The 17,475-nt window shown below is 66.1% G+C and carries 13 protein-coding genes; 10 read left to right on the top strand and 3 right to left on the bottom strand.

Annotation, left to right across the window (positions count from 1 at the left end; genetic code table 11):
* Positions 1 to 4: 4 nt before the first annotated feature.
* Positions 5 to 2,572, bottom strand: coding sequence for an ATP-binding protein (locus tag ODR01_RS15455; RefSeq protein ID WP_316978584.1), 2,568 nt, complete (start codon positions 2,570 to 2,572; stop codon positions 5 to 7).
* A 247-nt stretch (positions 2,573 to 2,819) separates the two neighbouring features.
* On the opposite strand from ODR01_RS15455, the gene ugpQ reads away from it, so the two are divergent.
* The gene (gene ugpQ / locus ODR01_RS15450; protein ID WP_316978583.1) at positions 2,820 to 3,560 is read left to right on the top strand and encodes a glycerophosphodiester phosphodiesterase; all 741 of its coding nucleotides are present in this window, start codon (positions 2,820 to 2,822) and stop codon (positions 3,558 to 3,560) included.
* On the opposite strand, the gene glpD is transcribed toward ugpQ, so the two are convergent.
* Positions 3,464 to 5,041: a glycerol-3-phosphate dehydrogenase gene (gene glpD / locus ODR01_RS15445; RefSeq protein WP_316978582.1), complete on the bottom strand. Its 1,578-nt coding sequence runs from the start codon at positions 5,039 to 5,041 to the stop codon at positions 3,464 to 3,466. The two genes, ugpQ and glpD, sit on opposite strands and share 97 nt — an antisense overlap.
* Positions 5,042 to 5,230: 189 nt before the next feature.
* Between glpD and ODR01_RS15440 the strand changes: the two genes are divergently transcribed.
* The 3 genes from ODR01_RS15440 to ODR01_RS15430 are packed head-to-tail and all read left to right on the top strand — an operon-like array spanning position 5,231 to position 8,315.
* The gene (locus ODR01_RS15440) at positions 5,231 to 6,667 is read left to right on the top strand and encodes an NAD(P)/FAD-dependent oxidoreductase (RefSeq protein WP_316978581.1); all 1,437 of its coding nucleotides are present in this window, start codon (positions 5,231 to 5,233) and stop codon (positions 6,665 to 6,667) included.
* Positions 6,664 to 7,926: an NAD(P)/FAD-dependent oxidoreductase gene (locus ODR01_RS15435; RefSeq protein WP_316978580.1), complete on the top strand. Its 1,263-nt coding sequence runs from the start codon at positions 6,664 to 6,666 to the stop codon at positions 7,924 to 7,926. Before ODR01_RS15440 ends, ODR01_RS15435 begins: the two co-directional genes overlap by 4 nt.
* A 17-nt stretch (positions 7,927 to 7,943) precedes the next feature.
* Positions 7,944 to 8,315, top strand: coding sequence for a DUF1667 domain-containing protein (locus ODR01_RS15430; RefSeq protein WP_316978579.1), 372 nt, complete (start codon positions 7,944 to 7,946; stop codon positions 8,313 to 8,315).
* Here ODR01_RS15430 and ODR01_RS15425 read toward each other — a convergent pair.
* Entirely contained in the window at positions 8,312 to 9,082 is a 771-nt protein-coding gene (locus ODR01_RS15425; RefSeq protein ID WP_316978578.1) for a DeoR/GlpR family transcriptional regulator, read from the bottom strand. The two genes, ODR01_RS15430 and ODR01_RS15425, sit on opposite strands and share 4 nt — an antisense overlap.
* A 344-nt stretch (positions 9,083 to 9,426) precedes the next feature.
* On the opposite strand from ODR01_RS15425, the gene glpK reads away from it, so the two are divergent.
* The 6 genes from glpK (at position 9,427) to ODR01_RS15395 (ending at position 17,251) form a co-directional block, all read left to right on the top strand.
* Positions 9,427 to 10,935, top strand: a complete 1,509-nt coding sequence (glpK, locus tag ODR01_RS15420) for a glycerol kinase GlpK (RefSeq protein WP_316978577.1) — start codon at positions 9,427 to 9,429, stop codon at positions 10,933 to 10,935.
* A gap of 208 nt (positions 10,936 to 11,143) precedes the next feature.
* Entirely contained in the window at positions 11,144 to 12,463 is a 1,320-nt protein-coding gene (ugpB, locus tag ODR01_RS15415; protein WP_316978576.1) for a sn-glycerol-3-phosphate ABC transporter substrate-binding protein UgpB, read from the top strand.
* Positions 12,464 to 12,524: 61 nt separating this feature from the next.
* Positions 12,525 to 13,406, top strand: a complete 882-nt coding sequence (gene ugpA, locus ODR01_RS15410) for a sn-glycerol-3-phosphate ABC transporter permease UgpA (RefSeq protein WP_316978575.1) — start codon at positions 12,525 to 12,527, stop codon at positions 13,404 to 13,406.
* On the top strand, positions 13,406 to 14,251 hold the full coding sequence (gene ugpE / locus ODR01_RS15405; RefSeq protein WP_316978574.1) for a sn-glycerol-3-phosphate ABC transporter permease UgpE: 846 nt from the start codon (positions 13,406 to 13,408) through the stop codon (positions 14,249 to 14,251). The genes ugpA and ugpE overlap by 1 nt, the downstream gene beginning before the upstream one ends.
* Before the next feature lie 24 nt (positions 14,252 to 14,275).
* A complete protein-coding gene (locus ODR01_RS15400; protein ID WP_316978573.1) occupies positions 14,276 to 15,364 on the top strand; it encodes a sn-glycerol-3-phosphate import ATP-binding protein UgpC in 1,089 nt (362 codons plus the stop codon).
* 207 nt (positions 15,365 to 15,571) lie between these two features.
* Positions 15,572 to 17,251 carry a methyl-accepting chemotaxis protein gene (locus ODR01_RS15395; protein WP_316978572.1) on the top strand — a complete coding sequence of 560 codons (1,680 nt, stop codon included), beginning with the start codon at positions 15,572 to 15,574 and terminating at the stop codon, positions 17,249 to 17,251.
* Positions 17,252 to 17,475 lie beyond the last annotated feature (224 nt).

The raw sequence follows: 17,475 nt of genomic DNA, 5'->3' as shown, positions 1-17,475 counted from the left end.
CGTCTCAAAGCTGCCCGGAATTCTCGGCCCGCTCGGCGAGATAGGCGGCGATTGCCCGGCGGTAGCGCTCGATCTCGTCGTCGATCCTGGCGACGTGGGCAGCGCCGGACCGCCGAAGGTCGTCGGGGGTGATGCCGCTGAGTTGCTGGCAGTACTGGTGGATCATCCGCGCGCCGACGTTGGCCGAGCTGCTGCGCAGCGCGTGGCCATTCTCGCGGAAGGCTCGGGCGTCTCCTCGGATGGCGGCCATCCGCATGGTGGTGGCCAGCCGTTCGGCGTCGGCCAGGAACTCGCGGACCAGGGACGGCAGAAATTCCCCGCCCGGCCCCAGGCTTTCCAGGTCGTCGATGACCATGCGATCGATGGCCGGCGCTGCCTCGCCCTTGAAGCGCGGATGGGTGAAGATTTCGGTGACGGCGGCGGTCTGCGCCGGTGCCGGATCGGCTTCCTTGTCCGGCCGGCCGTGGGCCGCGACCACCGCCTCGATCTCCGCCAGTAGCTTCTTGGCGGCGACCGGCTTGGTCAGGTAGCGGTCCATCCCCGCCTCTTCGCAGGCTCGGCGGGTTTCGACGGTGGCGTCGGCGCTGAGCCCGATGATTGGCATGTAGGTATCGCCGAGATGGGTCAGCCGGTAGAGTTTGACGACGTCGAGCCCGCTGGTGCCCGGCATGTTGACGTCGACGATGGCCAGGTCGAAGGAGGCTTCTTCCAGCGCGTCGAGGGCCTCGTCGCCGTCGACCACCAGCGTCGGCCGATGGCCGGCGCGGGCCAGGATCTTCTCGGTGACCATGCGGTTCACCTGATTGTCCTCGGCGACCAGGATGGACAGCGAGCGGCCGGCCGCGCGGGCGATGCCGAAATCCCGCTCGGCCGCCTCGGTTCCCGAGCGGATGGCGATGAAGACGCCCGCCAGGTGCGTCGCGTTGACCAGCGCCTGGGCGTCGAACGGGACGTCCAGCGAACACAGGAAGACGCTGTCGGCCGACGGGCCCTGCAAGGGGTTCTTGATCTGCACGAAGGCAAAAGTGCAGGCCGGCCGGAAGGTTTCCAGGCTGTGGGCGACGTCGGCGGCCCGCCATCCGGCGTCGCGGGCGTCGATGAGGACGATGGGGCTGGCGCTGCCCCGCATGGCGCCGGCGGCGGCGTTCTGGGCCTCGAAGGGGCTGGAGACGCCGATCACGTCCATGTGCAGGGCGGCGAGGCCATGGCGGATGGAATCGACCATCGAGGTGTCGCGCGACACCACCAGCACCGCCAAGTCGGGCGCCGTCTGGGTCGAGACCGTCGCGGCTTGGCGGGCCAGCGGAACCTCCACCCAGAAGGTGCTGCCCTTGCCGAGCGCGGTCTGGACCCCGATGCGGCCGCCCAGCAGTTCGGTCAGGTGCTTGGAAATGGCCAGCCCCAGCCCGACCCCCTCGTTGCGGCGGTTCACCCCCTCATCGGCCTGGGTGAAGCTGTCGAAGATGATGTCGATCTGTTCGGGCGCGATGCCGATGCCGCTGTCGATCACCTCGAAGCGCAGGCGCACGGTCTCGGGCGTTTCCGGACCGGCCAGCCCGACCCGCAGAAGGACGTGGCCGTGCTCGGTGAACTTGATGGCGTTGCCGATCAGGTTGGTCAGGATCTGCTGGAGATGCGGCCAGTCGCCGGTGAGGGCATAGGGCACGCGGGGCGAGATGTCGACGCCGAGCGCCAGCCTCCGGCGGTCGGCCTGGACGCGCAGGATGGCGATCAGATCGACGATGGCGGCGTGCAGGTCGAAGTCGTCGGCGATGACCGAGACCTTGTTGGCCTCGATCCGCGAGAAGTCGAGGATGCCCTCGATCAATGACAGCAGGGCCCGGCCCGACGACTTGACGGTGCGCACCATCTCGCGCTGGTCTCGGTCCATGGCGGTGCCGGAAAGCAGGTCGCTCATGCCGATGACGGCGTTCAGGGGCGTGCGCAGCTCGTGGCTCATCCGGGCCAGGAAGCGGTTCTTGGCCTGGTTGGCTTCCTCGGCCTGGGCCTTGGCTTCGGTCAGCTTCTTGATCAGCGTGGCCGAATAGGCCGGAATCGCCACCAGGGCGGCCAGCAGGCCGATTCCCAACGGCAGCTTGTCCTGCCACCAGTCGGTGGTCGCCAGCACGGCGGTGAAGCTGGCGGTGGCGGCGACGGTGGCGGCGACCAGGTAGAGCAAGCCGTAGCGGAACCCGAAGCCCAGCGTCACCCACAGGTAAATGGGATAAAACGGCGCCGTGTATTCGCCGCCCAGCCGAAGGACGGCCAGCAGCGCCGCCACATCGGTGATCATGAAGATCACACGGCGGGCCGCCGATTTTCCCGGCTGGACCAAAATCAGGACGACATGGATGCACGAAAGCGCCAGATAGATGAGTGCCGTCCACACCAGAAGGGCGCCGGCCGGGGCGGGCAGCGGCGTCTCCCAGGCGACCAGCCCATAAAAATAGGCCAGCAGCGCCGTCACGATGACGACGCGCACGATCGCCTGCTCGTGTTCGCTGTCGGGCCGGTCCCGGAATCGCTGGCCGACCGTCGCGATGACTCGCCCGATGGTGCCGGTCTTAAGCATATCCGCCCCCGGGGTCATCTCAACTCAGCCGCGGGTCGGCGGTCGGTCGGGCGCACCGTCGTTCCCCGAATTGAAGCAACCAACCATTTCCAAAGTCAGTGGTGGAAAGCCGAATGATGAAGGGTTTGGGCCCAATATGCAATTATGACGATTGAAAGACGTCGATTCGGCCCGGCTTGCGCCACCCGTCGGGACGGTGGATGATGGCGCTCTGATCGGCCGGCCGGCCTTGAAGGGATGAGACGAAATGACGCCCAAGGACAATCGCGTTCCCCGGATCATTTGTCACCGGGGGGCCTGCGGCTATGCCCCGGAAAACACCCTCGTCGCCATGCGCAGGGCCGCCGAAATGGGCGGCCGGTGGGTGGAATTCGACGCCAAGCTGACGCGGGACAATCACCTCATCCTTTGCCATGACGACAACCTGGAGCGCACCACCAACGGCCATGGCAAGGTGGCGGAAGCCGACTGGGAGGCGATCCGCCGGCTGGATGCCGGAAGCTGGTTCGGCGAGGCCTTCCGCGGCGAGCCGGTGCCGACCCTCTCGGAAACCGTCGTCGAACTGGCCCGCCTGGGATTGGGGGCCAACATCGAGATCAAGCCGTGCCCGGGACGCGACGAGGAAACCGGCCGCATGGTGGCGGCCCTGCTGCTCGAGGAATGGCCGGACAGCTTGCCGACGCCGCTGCTTTCGAGCTTCAGCGCGGCGTCGCTGGCGGCGGCCCTTCGGGTGGCGCCAAGCCTGCCCCGCGCCTTCCTGGTTTCCCGCATTCCCGCAGATTGGCGCGAGCGGGCGCAGGAACTGCGCTGCGCGGCGATCCATACCAGCCACCGGCATCTGACGAAAGACCAGGTCGCCGCCATTAAGGCGGCCGGTCTGGCCGTACGGGTCTACACGGTGAACGACCGCGCCTTGGGCGAATCCTTGTTCGCCTGGGGGGTGGACGGTGTGTTCACCGACTTCGCCGACCGGTTGCTGGCCATATAGCCGGCCACCGCCTGGCGTCCCGCCTCGTCCATGTGCAGGCCGCATTTGGTGCGCCGCCATAGCACGTCCTCGGGCGTGCGCGCCCATTCCTCGGCCACCAGGTAGTCGATCTCGCGGGCGGTGAGCGCGGCCCCGAAATCGGCCCCCAGGTCGGCGGCCTCCTTGGCGTCGCCGAGGACGCGATAGGCGTGCGTGCCATGGCGCCGGGCGACGGCCGCCAGGAACGACGGCTCGAGGCGCGGGTAGGCCTTCCCCAGATCGTCGAGCAGGTGCGTGAAGCTGGCCCCGGGCATGTCGCCGCCGGGCAGCGGCGCCGACCACGTCCAGGCCTGCCCCATGGCGGGGAAGAACCGGCGGATCTTGTCCATCACGTTCTCGGCCAGCGAGCGGTAGGTGGTGATCTTGCCGCCGAACACCGAAAGCAGCGGCGCGGCCCCGTCGCCGAGGTCGAGTTCCAGCACGTACTCGCGGGTCACCGCCGAGGGGTTGTCGGAGGCGTCGTCGTAAAGCGGCCGCACGCCGGCGTAGGACCACACGACGTCGGCGGGCGAGATCGGCTTGGCGAAGTAGCGGTTGACGGCGGCGCACAGGTACTCGGCCTCGGCGGCGTCCATCGCCACCTTGGCGGGATCGCCGGTGAACGAAACGTCGGTGGTACCGATCAGCGAAAAATTCCCCTCGTAGGGCAGCACGAAGATGATCCGCTTGTCGACGTTCTGCAGGATGTAGGCTTGCTCGCCGTCGTGCAGCCGGGGCACCACCAGATGGCTGCCCTTGACCAGACGCACGCGCGAGGCCGAGGGAAGGTGGGCGACGTCGTCCAGGACCGTGCGCACCCATGGCCCCGCCGTATTGACGACCAGCCGGGCCCGCACGGTTTCCTCGTGGCCGTCCTCGCTGTCGGTCAGGCGGGCCTCCCACAGACCGTCGACCCGCTTGGCCGCCGTCACCCGGGTGCGGGTGCGGATGCGCGCCCCCCGTTCCGCCGCCGCCATGGCATTCAGCACCACCAGGCGGGCGTCGTCGGTCCAGCAGTCTGAATAGACGAAGCCCTTGCGGATGGTGTCCTTCAGGGGCTTTCCCGCCGGATGGCGGCGCAGGTCGATACCTTGGGAATCGGGAAGCTGCTGGTTGCGGCCCAGGTAGTCGTAGATGAACAGCCCGGTGCGGATCAGCCAGGCGGGGCGCGCCGTCATCTGGTGGGGCAGCACGAAACGCAGCGGCCAGATGATGTGCGGCGCCTTGGCCAGCAGCACCTCGCGTTCCAGCAGCGCCTCGCGGACCAGGCGGAATTCGCCATACTCAAGATAGCGCAGGCCGCCGTGGATCAGTTTGCTGCTGGCCGACGAGGTGGCACCGGCGAGGTCGCCCTGCTCGGCCAGCAGGACCGAAAGCCCGCGGCCCGCCGCGTCGCAGGCGATGCCGGTGCCGTTGATGCCGCCGCCGATGACCAGAAGGTCGAAGATCGGATTGTCTTGCATGATTGTGATGCTCGATCAGGGAGCCCCAAACGACGCACAGGTGGTTCTGGAATTTTCGTAATAGAAAATATATGATCGTTTTCGCAAATCTCCAACTCCCGTTTGCGAACGGCGCCGGCGCGCCGGGAATCGGCGGGGGAAAGCCGGTCGGTCAGGGCGGCGGCAACGAGGCGGGGCGGAACCGGGGCCATGAACTACGACGTGACGATCATCGGAGGCGGGGTCATCGGCTGCGCCATCGCCCGTGAACTGGCGCGGTATCGCCTGCGCGTCATTCTGCTGGAGAAGGAATGCGAGGTCGGCTTCGGGACCAGCAAGTCGAACAGCGGCATCATCCACGCTGGCCACCACAGCGCCACCGACACCCTGAAGGGCCGCCTGGAATGGGCCGGCAACCAGAAATGGGACGCCCTGTGCGCGGCGCTCGGCTTCGGATTCGAACGGATCGGCGAACTGACGGTGGCCTTTACGCCCGAGGAACGGGCCACGTTGGAGCGGCTGCTGATTTCCGGCCGGGCCAAGGGCGTTCCCGGCCTCGAAATCTGGGAGCCGGACCGGCTGCGCCGCGAGGAGCCCAACCTGTCCTCCGACATCGTTGCCGCCCTGCACGCGCCGACCGCCGGCGTGGTGAACCCCTACGAGGCCTGCTTCACCCTGATCGAAAGCGCCCGGGCCAATGGCGTCGATGTCGCCGTCGACTATCGGGTCGAGGCGCTGTCCAGGGGCGGGGACGGCTGGACGGTCACGGGCACCGGCCCCGATGTCGCCAGCCGTTTCGTCGTCAACGCCGCCGGCATCTTCGCTGACAGGGTGGCCGCGATGGCGGGCGTCGGCACCTTCCGCATCCATCCGCGAAAGGGCGAGGAGTACCTGCTGGACAAGCGGCTTAGGGGCTTCGTCAAGCGCGTCATCTTCCCGCTGCCGACCGCCACCTCGAAGGGCATCCTGGTCATCCCCACCTTCGACGGCACGCTGATGGTCGGCCCCACCGCGCACGAGACCGAGGACCGCAGCGACATCACCACCACGCTTCCCGGCTCCGACGAGGTGTTCGAGAGCGTGCGCCGCGTCGTGCCGGGTATCAGCGAGCGCGACTGCATCGCCGAATTCGCGGGCTTGCGGGCGGCGGCCGAGGGCGAGGATTTCATCATCGGACCCACCGCCGCCAAGGGCTTCATCAATGTCGCCGGCATCCAGTCGCCGGGCCTCACCGCCGCCCCCGCCATCGCCGAGATGGTGGCCGGGATCCTGGAGAACGAGGGGTTGAAACTGACGGCCCGCGACGACTTCGTTGCCGCCGTTCCGCCGCACGTCCGCTTCGCGGCGTTGCCGCTCGATGAACAGGTGCGACTGGCCGGCGAGGACCCCCGCTACGGGCGCATCGTCTGCCGCTGCGAACACATCAGCGAGCGCGAGACGGTCGATGCCATCCAACGGGGGGCGCACACGCTGGACGGCATCAAGTTCCGCACCCGGGCCGGCATGGGGCGCTGCCAGGGCGGCTTCTGCTCGTGGCGGTGCATGGAACTCCTGGCCCGCGAGCGCGGCGTGCCGATCACCGAGATCACCAAGCGGGGCGGCGGCTCCTGGGTCATCCGGCGGCGCGACGACGGAGACCAGCCATGATCACCGGGCGGGCGACGCAGCTTCAGGGGCTCTACGACGTGGTGGTGGCCGGTGGCGGCCCGGCCGGCCTGGCGGCGGCGCTGGGCGCGCGCGAGCAGGGGGTGGAACGCATCCTCGTCCTCGATCGCGAGCGCGAGGCCGGCGGCATCCTCTGGCAGTGCATCCACGCCGGCTTCGGGCTCCACCATTTCAAGGAGGAATTGACCGGCCCCGAGTACGCCCAGCGCTACCTCGAACAGGTGCTGGAAAAGGAAATCGACGTCCTGACCGACACCTTCGTCGCCGACATCGACCGCGACCGGCGCTTGAAGCTGATGACCGGGCGCGAGGGCATCCGCGTCATCGAGGCGAAATCGGTGGTGCTGGCCATGGGCGCGCGCGAACGCACCCGCGGCGCCGTGCGCATCCCCGGCACCCGGCCGGCCGGCGTGATGACGGCGGGCTTCGCCCAGAAGGTGGTCAATCTCCACGGCTACCTGCCGGGGCGGAAGGTGGTCATTCTGGGGTCCGGCGACATCGGCCTCATCATGGCCCGCCGCCTGACGCTGGAAGGGATCGAGGTGGCCGGCGTCTTCGAGATCATGCCGCACGCCAATGGCTTGAGCCGCAACATCGTGCAGTGCCTGCACGATTTCGACATCCCGCTTTACCTATCGCATACGGTGGCCGAGATCCACGGCCGCGAGCGTGTCGAGAAGGTGACGGTGGCGCCGGTCGACGAGCGCATGCGGCCGATTCCCGAAAAGGCCTGGGATATCGAGTGCGACACCCTGCTGCTGTCCATCGGCCTGATCCCCGAGAACGAGTTGTCGCGCCAGCTGGGCGTGCGCCTCGACCCGGTGACCAACGGCCCCATCGTCAGCAGCGGCATGGAGACCACCATGGACGGGGTGTTCGCCGGCGGCAACGTGGTGCACATCCACGACCTGGTCGATTTCGTCAGCCAGGAATCGCTGCTGGCCGGGCGCAACGCCGGCCTCTACGTCACCGGCAACCGGCCGCCGGCCGACAACATCCGGCTTTCGCCGGGCGAGAACGTCGCCTACTGCGTGCCGCACACCATTTCCAGCGAACGGCCGCACACCATCTATCTTCGGGTGCGCCGGCCGCTGGAGAAATGCTCGATCCGCTTCGGCACGGTGCTGGAGAAGAAGCTGAGTTATGTCTTTCCCGCCGAGATGGTGACCTTGACCGTGCAGCCGAAATTCCTTGAAAACTTCCACGGCGACGCCCTTTCCGTCGACGTGGTGGCGCGCTAGCCGATGGGGAAGCTTGGATGACCGAAGACAGGATTTCCCACTATCTGTGCATCGGCTGCCCGCTCGGCTGTCGCCTGGAGGTCGAGGAGGACGCGCGCGACACCATCGTCGAGGTGCGTGGCTGGTCGTGCAAAAAGGGCGAGCGGTACGGCCGCCAGGAGCACACCGATCCCCGCCGCATGGTGACGACGACGGTGGGCATCGACGGCGCCACCCTGGCCCGCCTGCCGGTCAAGACCAGTCAGCCGGTGCCCAAGGACCAGGTCCGCGAGGTCTGCCGCCTGCTGCGCACGCTCAAGGTGGCGGCGCCGGTGCGCATGGGCGACGTCGTGCTGGCCGACATCGCCGGCAGCGGCGCCGATGTGGTGGCGACGCGCGATCTCACTTAGGCCGGGTCGGCGACGAACAGGGCCACCCCGTGGTCGGCCAGCAGCTTGCGGATCGGCCCCGGCGGCGTCTGGTCGGTGAACAGCGCGGTGATCTGTTCGATATTGCCCATCCTGACCATGGCGTTGCGCCCGAACTTGGTGTGGTCGGCGGCGAGATAGACGCGCCTGGAATTCTCGACGATGGCCTTGGCGACGCGCACCTCGCGGTAGTCGAAATCCAAGAGGATGCCCTCGGAATCGATGCCGCTGATGCCGATGATGCCGAAATCCACCTTGAACTGGGTGATCAGGTCGATGGTCGCCTCGCCGATGATGCCGCGGTCGCGGCTGCGCACGGTACCGCCGGCCACCACCACCTCGAACTCCGGGTTCGAGCACAGGATGGTGGCGACGTTGAGGTTGTTGGTGATGATGCGCAGGCCCCGGTGGCCGAGCAGCGCCTTGGCCACCTCCTCGGTGGTGGTGCCGATGTTGATGAAGAGGGACGCATGGTCGGGAACGTGCGAGACCAGCAGGCGGGCGATACGCCGCTTTTCCTCCTGGCACAGCACCTGGCGGGTGGTATAGGCGACGTTTTCCACGCTGGACAGCACGCCGGCGCCGCCGTGATGGCGTTGCACCAGCGCCATGTCGCTCAACAGATTGATGTCGCGCCGCACGGTCTGCGGGGTGACGCCGAAGCGCTGCGCCAGCGTGTCGACGCTGACGTAGCCGTGGCGCTGCACGAGCTCGACGATCTCGCTTTGCCGGGGAGTCGGTTTCGGCATGGGGCGGTTTCCCTCAAATGGCGGCCAAGGCGGCCACGGCAACATCGGCGCGGCCACCGATTTCGGATTCAAAAGGACCAAGGGTTCGCTTCCGAACCGACGCCGACGCCGCTCGGGGGCCCATGTTTGTCCCTAATCGTCTGGAATGCAAAGGAATAATGGCGACAGGGGCGGGTACGACTGGACAGGCCATGCGTCGCTTCCCAACGCTGGACGTCGGCCGATCTTCGCTTTCCATCGTCGATTTTCGGTTGCGAAAATATGGACCTTGACTCCCAACCGGGAGGGCAACATCATCGGGCACAAGGGAGCAAAAAAACATAACGACAGGGAGCTGGGAAGCCGTGACGCGCCGCCCATATCTGCTGGCCATCGACCAGGGGACGACCAGCACCCGGGCCATTCTGTTCGACTCCGAATGCTCGCCGCAGGCGGCCGCCCAGAGGGAACTGCCGCAGATCTTCCCCAACGACGGCTGGGTCGAGCACGATCCCGAGGCCATCTGGGCCGCCACCGTCGAGGTGTGCCGCCGGGCGATGGCCGAGGGGGGCGCAAGCGCCGCCGACATCGCCGCCATCGGCATCACCAACCAGCGCGAGACGACGGTGGTGTGGGAGAGGGCCGGCGGCCGGCCCATCCACAACGCCATCGTCTGGCAGGATCGCCGCACCGCCGAGGTCTGCCGGCGGCTGACCGCCGACGGCCACGCCGAAACGGTCAGCCGCAAGAGCGGGCTGGTCATCGACCCCTATTTCTCGGGCACCAAGATCGCCTGGCTGCTCGACAACGTGACCGGGGCGCGTGCCGCCGCCGAGGCCGGCAAGCTGGCCTTTGGCACCATCGACAGCTTTCTTCTGTGGCGGCTGACCGGCGGGCGGGTCCACGCCACCGACGCCACCAACGCGTCTCGCACCATGGCCTTCAACATCCACACCCAGGAGTGGGACGACGAACTGTTGGAGATGCTCCGCATCCCCAGGGCCATCCTGCCCGAGGTCATGGACAACGTGGCCGATTTCGGGACCACCGAGGCCGGCCTGCTCGGCGGCGGCATCACGGTGGGCGGCATGGCCGGCGACCAGCAGGCGGCGACCGTGGGCCAGGCCTGCTTCGCGCCCGGCATGATCAAGAGCACCTACGGCACCGGCTGCTTCGCCCTGCTGAATACCGGCGACAAGGCGGTGGCGTCGCACAACAAGCTGCTGACCACGGTGGCCTACCGCATGGCGGGCAAAACCACCTATGCGGTGGAGGGCAGCATCTTCGTGGCCGGCGCCGCCATCCAGTGGCTGCGCGACGGCCTGAAGGTCATTACCAGCGCTCCCGAATCGGAGAAGCTGGCGCGCAGTGTCGCCGATGCCGGCGGCGTTTACATGGTGCCGGCCTTTACCGGGCTCGGCGCCCCCTACTGGGACCCCGACGCCCGCGGCGCTCTTTTCGGCCTGACGCGGGACACCGGCATCGCCCAGGTGGTACGCGCGGCGCTGGAGGCGGTCTGCTACCAGACCCGCGACCTCATGCGGGCCATGGAGGACGACGGGGCGGCGCGGCCGATGGCGCTGCGCGTCGACGGCGGCATGGTCGCCAACGATTGGCTGGTCCAGCATCTGGCCGACATCCTGGGCCTGCCGGTCGAGCGCCCGACCGTCATCGAGACGACGGCGGCGGGCGCCGCCTTCCTGGCCGGCCTCAAGGCCGGGGTGTTCGCCTCGCTCGACGACATTTCGGCCCGCTGGAAGCGCGATTGCCGCTGCGAGCCGAAGATGGAGGCGGCGATGCGCGATCGCCTGTACGCCGGCTGGCAGGACGCCGTGCGCCGGGTGCGCTGTTCGGCACCGCCGCCACAAAAGTGAAATCTCCCTGTCATCGGAGTATCATGGGGAACCGCTAAAAGCCCAATCGTCGTTCTTTTCGAAGCCGCTCCCGGAAGGAGGACCGCGCGTTTCGTTCGATGACGTTTCCGAAGCGTTTCTAAAGAGGGGGTCCCCCAAGGGAATCCCCGGCCGGAAGGGTCGGCCGCCCATGGCACGACCCAGGGTGTGTCAGCAACGGAGGAGGCTTATGAACTTCAAACAAACCGCGATTTTCGCTGCCGCGGCGGCGTTGGTCGCAGGCACTGCAAGCAGTGCAAGCGCCGTGACCGAGATCCAATGGTGGCATGCGCAGGCCGGTGCGCTGGGCGAGCGTGTCAACGCGATCGCCGACAACTTCAACCGCTCGCAGGAAATCTACAAGGTCGTCCCCGTCTTCAAGGGCAGCTATTCCGAAACGATGACGGCGGGCATCGCGGCGTTCCGCGCTGGCAAGGCCCCGCATATTCTGATGGTCTTCGAGGTCGGCACGGGGACGATGATGGCGGCGAAGGGGGCCGTCATTCCGGTCTACAAATTGATGGCCGACACCGGCGTTCCGTTCGATCCCAAGGCGTACCTGCCGGCCGTGACCGGCTATTATTCGACGCCCGACGGCAAGATGCTGTCGATGCCGTTCGCCTCCTCGACGCCCGTCCTGTGGTACAACAAGGACGCTTTCGTCAAAGCCGGGCTTGATCCCAACAAGCCGCCGAAGACGTGGCCCGAAGTTGCGGAATACGCCAAGAAACTGGTTGCCGCGGGCTCCAATTGCGGGTTCAGCACCGCTTGGTTCACGTGGACCCAACTCGAGAACTTCAGCGCCTGGCATAACGTGCCGTTCGGCACCAAGGCGAACGGCCTTGGCGGCTTCGACACCGAGTACGTGTTCAATGGCCCCTTGCAGGTCAAGCACATCCAGCAGTTGGCCGACTGGCAGAAGGACAAGACCTTCGTCTACGGCGGCCGCGACAACCTCGGCAACCCGAAGTTCATCAGCGGGGAATGCCCGATCTACGTCGAATCGTCGGCCGGCTACGGCTCGTTCAAGGCGGGCGCCAAGTTCGCGTTCGGCGCCAGCACGCTTCCCTATTGGCCGGACGTCCAGGGCGCGCCGCAGAACACTATCATCGGCGGCAACAGCCTGTGGGTGATGTCGGGTCACAGCAAGGTCGAAAACAAGGGCGTGGCGGAGTTCTTCCGTTTCCTGTCGCTGCCGCTTATCCAGGCCTACTGGCATGCCTACACCGGCTATGTGCCGATCACGACCGGGGCCTATGAAGAGATGAAGAACGTAAAGTTCTACAACGACTACCCTGGCCGCGACATCCCGATCATGGAATTGAGCGGCAAGCCGACGACCGAGAACTCGATGGGCTTGCGTTTCGGGTATTTCGCGCAGGCGCGTGATTTCATCTACGAGGAAATCGAGAACATCTTCGCCGGCAAGAAGACGGCCAAGCAGGGCCTCGACGACGCTGTGACGCGCGGCAACGCCCTGCTGCGCAAATTCGAGAAAGAGCAGAAATAGATCCATCAGCGAGGGGGCCGTCCGATCCTAAGGACGGTCCCCGCCACTTCCGGGCCAGCCCATGGAAAAACGCGTCGTCTTTCAAAGCCGGATTCTGCCCTATCTGCTTCTCGCGCCGCAGATCGTCGTGACGCTCGTCTTTTTCATCTGGCCGGCTTCGCAGGCGGTTTTCCAGTCGGTGCTGCAAGAGGATGCGTTCGGGCTCAGCACCACGTTCGTCGGGCTGGAGAACTTCGAAGTCCTGTTCACCGACTCCCATTATCTCAGCTCGTTTTACGTGACGGTTTTCTTCAGCACGTCGGTGGCCGTGGTCGCGATTGCCTGCGGCCTTTTCCTGGCGGTGCAGGCCGACCGGGTGATCCATGGGGCCACCGCCTACAAGACTCTTCTCATCTGGCCGTACGCGGTGGCGCCCGCCGTCGCCGGTGTGCTGTTCCTGTTCCTGTTCAATCCGAACCTCGGTCTTTTCGTCTTCGCCCTGCGGAGCCTGGGGTACAACTGGAACCACGCGCTCAATGGCGAGCAGGCGATGAGCCTGGTGATCGTCGCCGCTGCATGGCGCCAGATCAGCTATAATTTCCTCTTTTTCCTGGCCGGCCTGCAATCGATCCCCAAGTCGCTGATCGAGGCCGCGGCCATCGACGGCGCGCAGCCGGTGCGGCGGTTCTGGACCATCATCTTCCCGATGCTGACCCCCACCACCTTTTTCCTGCTCATCATGAACATGGTCTATGCCTTCTTCGATACCTTCGCCATCATCCACCAGGTCACGATGGGCGGGCCAGGGGGGGCCACCAACATCATGGTCTACAAGGTCTACCGCGACGGCTTCGTGGGCCTGGACCTCGGCGGATCGGCGGCGCAATCGGTGGTCCTGATGATCATCGTCATCGGCTTCACCGTCATCCAGTTCCGTTATGTCGAGCGAAAGGTGCATTACTGATGGTCGAGAACCGGCCCTGGATGACCGTCTTGACCCACATGGTGCTGGTCCTCGGCATCGCCCTGGTTGCCTTTCCCATCTGGGTGGCCTTCGTTGCCTCCACCCACACACTGCAGACGCTGCTGAACCCGCCGACCCCACTGCTGCCCGGAGGCGAGTTCTTCGAGAACTATTACCGGGCGCTGACCGAAGGGGCCAAGGCGGTGGGGGCGCCGGTCTGGTCGATGATGGTCAACAGCCTGGTCATGGCCCTGGGGATTTCGCTGGGCAAGATCGTCATCTCGTTGATGGCCGCCTTCGCCATCGTCTATTTCCGCTTCCGGGGGAGAATCTTCTTCTTCTGGCTGATCTTCATCACCCTCATGCTGCCCGTCGAGGTGCGCATCCTGCCCACCTACAAGGTGGTCTCCGACCTCGGCATGTTGGACACCTATCCGGGCCTGATCATCCCGCTGATCGCCTCGGCGACGGCGACTTTCCTGTTCCGCCAGTTCTTCATGACAGTTCCCGATGAACTGGTGGAAGCCGCGAGGGTCGACGGCGCGGGCCCGTTGCGCTTCTTCAAGGACATCCTGTTTCCGATGTCGCGCACGTCGATTGCCGCCCTTTTCGTCATTCTTTTCATCTATGGCTGGAACCAGTACCTGTGGCCGCTGCTGATCACCACCGACGAAAGCATGTACACCATGCTGATCGGCATCAACCGCATGCTCGCGGCGGGCGACTCTCAGGCCGAATGGCAGGTCATCATGGCCACCACCATGCTGGCCATGCTGCCGCCGGTGGCGGTGGTGGTTCTCATGCAGAAGATGTTCGTCCGCGGCATGACCGAGACCGAAAAATGACGGCGCCTTGCAAGGAAAAGAACCATGAGTGAAGTCACGCTGCGCGGAGTGCGGAAAAATTACGGCGATACCGAGGTCATTCACGGCGTCGATTGCACCATCGCCGACGGCGAACTGATCGTCATCGTCGGTCCCAGCGGCTGTGGCAAGTCGACGCTGCTGCGCATGATCGCCGGGCTGGAGCGCATCACGGCGGGCGAGATCTCCATCGGCGGGCGGGTGGTCAACGAGCTGGAGCCGGCCCAGCGCGACATCGCCATGGTGTTCCAGAACTACGCGCTCTACCCGCACATGACCGTCTACAACAACATGGCCTACGGGCTGAAGATCCGGGGCATGTCCAAGGCCGAGATCGAGCAGCGGGTGCAGAAGGCGGCCGACATCCTCGAACTGGGCGAACTGCTGAAACGCAAGCCGCGCCAGCTTTCCGGCGGCCAGCGCCAGCGGGTCGCCATGGGCCGGGCCATCGTGCGCGAGCCGGCGGTGTTTCTGTTCGACGAGCCGCTTTCCAACCTGGATGCCAAGCTGCGCGTCCAGATGAGACTGGAGATCAAAAAGCTGCAGCAGCGGCTGCGCATCACCAGCGTCTACGTCACCCACGACCAGGTCGAGGCGATGACGTTGGGCGACCGACTGATGGTGCTTGCCGACGGCATCGTCGAACAGGTGGGCACGCCGCTCGACCTCTACGATGCGCCGCAGACGGTGTTTGTTGCCGGCTTCATCGGCTCGCCGGCCATGAACTTTTTCGAAGGCCGCATCCGCGACGATGCCTCCGGCATCGAGTTGTCCGGCGGCGATGTGCTGCCGCTGCCCGACCACGGCACGAAAACGGCGGCCGGCCGGCCGGTCACCGTGGGTGTGCGGCCCGAACACTTCGAGATCGCCGCCGAGGGCAAGGGCATGGTGCGCCCGACCGTCGATGTCATCGAACAACTGGGGGCCGACACCATCATCCACGGCCAGTTCGGCCGCGATGGCGCAGCGCTGGCCGTGCGTGTCCAGGGCTTCCGCGAGGCCCGCCAGCAGGCCATCCTGTCGCTGCGGGTGGACCCGGCCCACATCCATGTTTTCGACAAGGAAAGCGGCAAGCGCCTGAACACGCCGGTCTGACCCGGCGGGCCTGTGGGCTCTCGACGCGATCGCCACACCCGGGATATGCTACCGGGCGTTGGGGATGACGAAGCGTCACGTCAGCCGTACCTCCTCATCATAAGCCTCGCCTAGCGGGAGATCCGTTGCGAGCGGGTATGGAAATGACGTCCGCCCTCGGAAAACCACGGGCGGATAACAAACGAAAAATAGTGTTTGGGGGGTAAGATGACGTCCTGGCTTCGCAACATGTCGCTGACGGGCAAGGTCACGCTCGTCAACACATGGGGAATTCTCGTGGCTGCCGTCGCCATTGCCGCGGTGTCGGTGTTCCTGATCCAATCCGAGATGCTGCGTCAGGCCGGTCTGCGCGCCGAGACCAACATGCGCGTGGCCTGGGAGGTTCTGCACAACAGAGGCAAGGACATCCGCGCGGCCGACGGCGTTCTGTTTGCCGGCGACTACAGGATCAACGACGGCGTCGAGGTGGTCGACCGCGTCAAGGCGCTGGTCGGCGGCACCGCCACCGTCTTCATGGGAGACCAGCGGGTTTCCACCAACGTCATCGGCGCCGACGGCAAGCGCGCCATCGGCACCCGTCTCGCCCGTGGAGAGGTCTATGATGCGGTCCTCGTCAACGGAAGGTCCTTTCGCGGCGAGGCCGACATCCTGGGCAGCCGCTATTCCACGGCCTACGACCCCATCAAGTCGGCGTCGGGGCAGGTCATCGGTGTCCTTTACGTCGGCCTGAAGCAGAGCGAACTTCTGGATTCCGTGGCGGGCATCCGAAACCTCATCATCCTGGTGGCCTTCGTCGTCAGCCTGATCTCGGTGATCACCGGATTTGTTTTCATGCGCTTGCGGATGCGCCCCTTGGGCGCGATCACCGGCGTCGTCGGCAAGCTGCGGGCGAACGACTTGGCCGTCGAGATTCCGGCCCAGGACCGTAGCGACGAGATCGGAACGCTGGCCCGCGCCATCCAGGCGTTCAAGGAGGGCATGATCGAGGCCGAGCGGGTCGCCGCGACGCAGCGCCGGGAGGAGGAGACGCGGGCCGAGCGGGCCAGGCGGATCGAGGCGTTGTGCCAATCCTTCGACGCCACCTCGACCAAAGCGGTGACGTCGGTGGCGGAGGCGGCATCGCAGATGCGGTCCTCTTCCGAAGCCATGGGGGCGACCGCGGAGGAGACGACGCGCCAGGCTTCCGCCGTGACCGCCGCCTCCGAACAGGCTTCGGCCAACGTGCAAACCGTCGCCTCGGCGGCCGAGGAGTTAGCGGGCTCGATTTCCGAGATCGGCCGGCAGGTGACCCAGGCGTCTCAAATCGCCGCCGCGGCGGTGACCGAAGCCGAGAAGACCAACGTCAAGGTGCAAGGGCTGGCCCAGGCCGCCAACAAGATCGGCGAAGTGGTGGCCCTGATCACCGATATCGCCGAGCAGACCAACCTGCTGGCCTTGAACGCCACCATCGAGGCGGCCCGGGCCGGCGACGCCGGCAAGGGCTTCGCCGTGGTCGCTTCCGAGGTCAAGAACCTGGCCAACCAGACGGCCAAGGCAACCGACGAGATCGGCGCCCAGATCGCCGGCATCCAGTCGGCCACCCGGGAAGCCGTGGCGGCCATCGAGGAGATCACCCGCACGATTTCCCAGATCAACGAGGTCAACTCGGGCGTCGCCTCGGCGGTCGAGGAGCAGGGGGTGGCCACCCAGGAGATCGCGCGCAACGTCGAGCAGGCGGCGGTGGGCACCCAGGAGGTTTCGGCCAATATCGGCGGCGTCAGTAAAGCTGCCAACGAAACCGGTGCCGTGGCCGGCCAGATTCACAAGGCGGCCGGCGACCTGTCGCAGCAGTCGGAAAAGCTGCGCGCCGAGGTCGACCATTTCCTGACCGGCGTACGGGCCGCCTGACCGGACGAATAGTCCCCCAACAACGGCTGAAAAAATCGCCCCGCCTTCCGATGGGAAGACGGGGCGATGCCTTTCCATGGAAAGGGTATGCATCGGCGCCACCCGGGGGTTTTGTCCCGGCGCCGCCGCCATTGCCGAATGGTCGTTTCTGTTAAGCTGTAACGATCCCGCGACAATTCGTTACAAAATAGTCGCGGCCAGTCATCCTTTATTTACACGACTCC

It is taken from the genome of Shumkonia mesophila (genome assembly GCF_026163695.1).
Classification (GTDB): Bacteria; Pseudomonadota; Alphaproteobacteria; order Rhodospirillales; family Shumkoniaceae; genus Shumkonia; species Shumkonia mesophila.
The sequence above is the reverse complement of the archived record's forward strand: the minus strand, read 5'-3'. Positions and strand labels throughout refer to the sequence as shown.

What these genes read in the sequence shown, in the direction of transcription:
- ugpQ (WP_316978583.1), top strand. Translation starts at nt 2,820, where the DNA reads ATGACGCCCAAGGACAATCGCGTTCCCCGGATCATTTGTCACCGGGGG.
- ODR01_RS15400 (WP_316978573.1), top strand. Translation starts at nt 14,276, where the DNA reads ATGAGTGAAGTCACGCTGCGCGGAGTGCGGAAAAATTACGGCGATACC.
- ODR01_RS15435 (WP_316978580.1), top strand. Translation starts at nt 6,664, where the DNA reads ATGATCACCGGGCGGGCGACGCAGCTTCAGGGGCTCTACGACGTGGTG.
- ODR01_RS15395 (WP_316978572.1), top strand. Translation starts at nt 15,572, where the DNA reads ATGACGTCCTGGCTTCGCAACATGTCGCTGACGGGCAAGGTCACGCTC.
- ugpB (WP_316978576.1), top strand. Translation starts at nt 11,144, where the DNA reads ATGAACTTCAAACAAACCGCGATTTTCGCTGCCGCGGCGGCGTTGGTC.
- ODR01_RS15440 (WP_316978581.1), top strand. Translation starts at nt 5,231, where the DNA reads ATGAACTACGACGTGACGATCATCGGAGGCGGGGTCATCGGCTGCGCC.
- ODR01_RS15430 (WP_316978579.1), top strand. Translation starts at nt 7,944, where the DNA reads ATGACCGAAGACAGGATTTCCCACTATCTGTGCATCGGCTGCCCGCTC.
- glpD (WP_316978582.1), bottom strand. Translation starts at nt 5,041, where the DNA reads ATGCAAGACAATCCGATCTTCGACCTTCTGGTCATCGGCGGCGGCATC.
- ODR01_RS15455 (WP_316978584.1), bottom strand. Translation starts at nt 2,572, where the DNA reads ATGCTTAAGACCGGCACCATCGGGCGAGTCATCGCGACGGTCGGCCAG.
- ODR01_RS15425 (WP_316978578.1), bottom strand. Translation starts at nt 9,082, where the DNA reads ATGCCGAAACCGACTCCCCGGCAAAGCGAGATCGTCGAGCTCGTGCAG.
- ugpA (WP_316978575.1), top strand. Translation starts at nt 12,525, where the DNA reads ATGGAAAAACGCGTCGTCTTTCAAAGCCGGATTCTGCCCTATCTGCTT.
- ugpE (WP_316978574.1), top strand. Translation starts at nt 13,406, where the DNA reads ATGGTCGAGAACCGGCCCTGGATGACCGTCTTGACCCACATGGTGCTG.